The organism is Hydrogenivirga sp. 128-5-R1-1, from assembly GCF_000171895.1.
This window is the reverse complement of sequence record NZ_ABHJ01000052.1, coordinates 1-4151: the sequence shown is the minus strand read 5'-3', so window position 1 is coordinate 4151 and position 4151 is coordinate 1. Positions and strand designations below refer to the sequence as shown.

6 protein-coding genes and 1 pseudogene are annotated in these 4151 nt (G+C 32.6%); 5 read left to right on the top strand and 2 right to left on the bottom strand.

Features of this window, described 5'->3' with window-relative positions:
* On the top strand, positions 1-1352 hold a 1352-nt coding region (locus HG1285_RS05675), incomplete at its 5' end, for a sigma-54 dependent transcriptional regulator (protein ID WP_008288335.1).
* A gap of 1 nt (position 1353) precedes the next feature.
* On the top strand, positions 1354-1539 hold the full coding sequence (locus tag HG1285_RS05680; protein ID WP_008288334.1) for a 4-oxalocrotonate tautomerase family protein: 186 nt from the start codon (positions 1354-1356) through the stop codon (positions 1537-1539).
* Positions 1540-1567: 28 nt separating this feature from the next.
* Here the strand turns inward: HG1285_RS05680 and HG1285_RS18240 are convergent.
* Together HG1285_RS18240 and HG1285_RS05685 are read right to left on the bottom strand one after the other, a co-directional pair.
* A pseudogene (locus HG1285_RS18240) lies at positions 1568-2225 on the bottom strand (bacterio-opsin activator).
* 24 nt (positions 2226-2249) lie between these two features.
* A complete protein-coding gene (locus HG1285_RS05685; RefSeq protein ID WP_008288332.1) occupies positions 2250-3152 on the bottom strand; it encodes a KaiC domain-containing protein in 903 nt (300 codons plus the stop codon).
* Between the two features lie 76 nt (positions 3153-3228).
* Between HG1285_RS05685 and yajC the strand changes: the two genes are divergently transcribed.
* From yajC to HG1285_RS20280, 3 genes are all read left to right on the top strand, one after another.
* On the top strand, positions 3229-3504 hold the full coding sequence (gene yajC, locus HG1285_RS05690; RefSeq protein ID WP_008288331.1) for a preprotein translocase subunit YajC: 276 nt from the start codon (positions 3229-3231) through the stop codon (positions 3502-3504).
* Positions 3491-3823 (top strand): winged helix-turn-helix domain-containing protein, encoded by a 333-nt coding sequence (locus HG1285_RS05695; RefSeq protein ID WP_008288330.1) that lies wholly within the window; start codon positions 3491-3493, stop codon positions 3821-3823. Before yajC ends, HG1285_RS05695 begins: the two co-directional genes overlap by 14 nt.
* Positions 3816-4151, top strand: a 336-nt coding sequence (locus HG1285_RS20280) for a hypothetical protein (RefSeq protein WP_008288329.1), incomplete at its 3' end; no start/stop codon positions are given. The genes HG1285_RS05695 and HG1285_RS20280, both read left to right, overlap by 8 nt.

Here is a 4151-nt window from a genome sequence, read left to right as displayed (position 1 = left end):
GTAATTTATCTGTTTTAGTTGTAGATGACGAAGAAAACATAAGAAATATGATGAAAGATATATTAGAAGATGAAGGTTATTATGTTGATACAGTGTCTTCTTTTGAGGGGGCAAAACGAAAACTAAAAGAAAAAGATTACGACATAGTATTTTTAGATGTCTGGCTTCCAGACGGAGAAGGAACAGACCTAATACAATATATAAAAAATCTATCGCAAAGAACTAAAATTATAATGATTTCCGGACATGCAAATATTCCAATTGCTGTAAAAGCCTTAAAAATCGGTGCATACGACTTTTTAGAAAAACCCATCTCTACAGAATCTATTCTTGCAATACTTAACAAAGCTCAAGAGGACATAAAAAAAGAACTTGAATTTGAATTTTTAAAAGAAAAAGAAGAACAAGACATTGAGATAATAGGAAGCTCTCCAGCTGTCATATACCTAAAGAGACAGATTGAAAAGGTGGCAAAAACAAATGCATGGGTTTTAATTATTGGTGAAAATGGTACAGGAAAAGAGCTGGTAGCAAAGTCTATACATTACCTTTCTGATAGGGCAGATAAACCTTTTGTTGACATAAACTGTGCAGCTATACCTGATGAGCTTTTTGAGGCAGAGCTATTTGGATATGAAAAAGGAGCTTTTACAAATGCCGTTTCAAGAAAAGCAGGAAAACTTGAGGTTGCAGATGGAGGAACATTATTTTTAGATGAGGTTGCAGACCTTAGCCTTAGAGCTCAGGCGAAACTTCTGCGGGTTTTAGAAGAAAAAACTTTTTCAAGACTTGGAAGCAATCAAAAAATAAAAGTTGATATCAGAGTAATATCTGCAACCAACAAAAACATAGATGAAGAAATAGCTAAAGGAAATTTCAGACAAGATTTGGCATTTAGACTTTCAGTAGTACCAATAAAAGTTCCGCCTTTAAGAGAAAGGGGAGAAGATATTATACTGCTTGCAGAGTATTTCTTAAAAAAATCATGTTTAGAAAACAAAATGCAAATACCTCAAATTTCAAATGAGGTAAAAAAAGCATTTTTAAAATACCCATGGCCGGGAAATGTTAGAGAACTGAAAAATTTGATGGAAAGATTATGTATATTTAGTAATGGAGAGATAAAACTACAGGATTTACCTGAGTACATAACAGGCAAAAAACCACAAAAAACAGCTCTAAGCTTTGGAATAAGACCTTTAAAAGAAGTTAGAGAACTTGCTGAAAAAGAAACCATAAAACAGGCTCTAAAAAAGTATGGAAACAAAAATCTAAAAGAAATTGCTAAAGTACTTGAAGTAGATTTATCATCTTTATACAGAAAAATAAAACAATACAATCTGGAGGATTAAAATGCCTTATGTAAATGTTAAAGTTGCAGGAAAGCTCACTAAGGAACAAAAACAAAAGATTGTTGAAGGCATAACAAAAGTTTTACAGGATGTGGCAAATAAACCACCTGAAGCAACCTATATTGTAATTGATGAAGTAGATAGAGAAAACTGGGCAAAAGGTGGAAAACTTCTATCAGACAGATAGAAAAAAGGGGGCATTTTGCCCCTTAAAATTAGTCTATACCTTTCATTTGAAGGTACTCTTTTATTTCGTGCAGTAGGTCTGCAGGTGTTCTTATAGGATAAGAAATTTCTCTTACAACATCAGTTGCAGGAACACCTTTAATATCAATACCTTTAAGTTTTTCTGCTAAACATCAGAGTTCATTATAGGATATTTAACACCTTTCATTCTTTTAACACTGCATAAGCCCATGGTACTTCGCAAACCTGAGCAACTTTAGCTCCTGTAGCAGCACAAAATTCCAGTAATACCTGTGCATCCTGTCCTTCTTTTACAAGTTTATAAGCAAGTTTTGCAAGACCTCCAGCTGTATGAACTCTAAGCTCTTTCTTTTCTTCTTTTGTAAGCTCTTCCATATGCTGGATTTTATATAAAGCCATTTCAGGGTCAGCTCTTAATATGTTTCTTACTGTATTTTTAGTAAGACCAACTATAGCAGCTATCTCTTCTTCTGTTTTCAGATATTCTTCCCTTAAAACTATTGCAAAAGCTGCTCTTGCCAGAGATGGAAGCCATGTTAAAGTCTTATATTCTGCAAGTTTTGAAAGACCTCCTAAAAGGTCTATTCCCTTAAAAAACACTCTTGTAACAAGATGTTCAAGTTCTTCTTCGGTTGCTACCGGAAGACCTGTAATTTGTATAACCATTGTACACCCTCCTTTATAAAGTTTTTATACTTTGCTTATTGGGTCTAATATTCTAACTAATCCTGTTTCTGTAATTTCCATAAAATGCGTTTTTGTGTCGTGTCCTGACATTCTACATCCATCTATTCTAAAAAGTCGTACTATATCACCAACTTCTTTTTTATAAAGTTTTGCTTTATAAGTAGTATCAATGATTTCTTTTGCAAGAACCATTGTACCGTCAACTATATGTCCAACTGCGTACCCACCGGCAGCTTCAGCGGTAAGCTCCTCATGACCACTTCTTTTCTGGGATACCAGCAGTGCAGTTTGATACCATTTTTTTAAAAAATTAAAAACTCTTCTTACAATTCCTCTTGCAAGAGGTTCTCTATTTTCAAATAAGCCTGTTATAGAATCTACAACCGTAAATTTTATCTTATAAGTTTTTATTGCATAAGCTAAAGTTGCCAGCAAATCAGGTAAATTCTCCCTTAATTTTGTATTTGAAGCAGCATCTATTAATACTATATTATCTTCAAATTTTTCAAACTCAAGTCCCATTGCTGCTGCTCTAAGCTTTAAAGACGCAGCAACAAAATTGGCAGGAGTTTCCACTGTTATAAATGCAACCTTGTGTCCTTCGCTTGCCTGTTTTACAGCAAACTGTTCAACCATTAATGATTTTCCAGTATCTGATACCCCTGTTATGTTAAATACAGAATACGCAGGAATTCCCCCAAGATTTTTCTTTACTATTTTTCCGTTTTCTACTTCAACTATAAAAAATAATTCATCTAATCCTTCTATACCTGTTGGAACCCCATAAACTTTAGGTGCTTTTGCTAAAGCTTCACTTCCAATAAAAACTGCTTCTTTTACAACTTCAGGTCTAAGATGTTCTTCCTGATAGGGTGCATCTTCTTCGTACTTTTTGTAGTCTGCCATTTTCCCCTCCACTATAAACTTGTGTTAATATAAATATAAATATAATGTTATAAAAATGCAAATACAGGAGGATTTTATGCAAGGTGGAGAACAGATTATAAGCGCAGTGATATGGATGGTACTTTTAATTGCCATTTTTTACTTTCTGCTTTACAGACCACAGCAACAGCAGAGAAAAAAACATGAAGAGTTTTTGAAAAACCTTAAAAAAGGAGATAAAGTTATTACTTCAGGTGGTCTAATTGGAGAAATAAAATCCGTTGAGGAAAATACAGTTTCTTTAAAAATATGTGAAGGCTGTATAGTAAAGGTTGTAAAACCATCAGTTGCTTCTTACTATGAAGAAAAATGAGATAAAGTACAAAGTATGGCTTGAGAAAGATGGAGAAATTATAATTGGGCTTGGTAGAGATGAGCTTTTAAGGAAAGTGCAGGAAACCGGCTCAATAAAAAAAGCAGCTGAAAGTATAGGAATATCTTATAAAAAAGCTTTAGAGTACATAAAAGCAATGGAAAAAAGAACCGGTAAAAAACTTGTTGAAACAAAAAGAGGTGGAAAAGAAAGGGGAGGCTCGTCCCTAACAGAAGAGGCTTTAATTCTTTTAAACAGATTTGAAAAAATAAAAAAAGATTTTGACAGTTTAGTAAGAAAACTGGAAAGTAATGGATAATATTTTTCGTATTCGTAGATATTATTTTGCAGGTTTATTTTCGTCTATTTTTTATTTTGCCCTGCTTTTAATTATCGTAGGTAAAGCTAAAAATCCACAAATTAAAGATATTTATATTTATTTAATAACTTTCACATCAGTTTTTATACCATATTTTGTTTATTTAAGGGTAAAAGGCAAACTTTTTATCCTTAATACCTATAAAATAAATCTTGCAGTAGGACACCTACCTTTGATTTTTGGTTTTTTATTTTCACTTTTAGAAGAAAATTATATTTACCTTTTAGTTTCTTTTCCTATATTTTTTATAAATTATTTGATACTTATT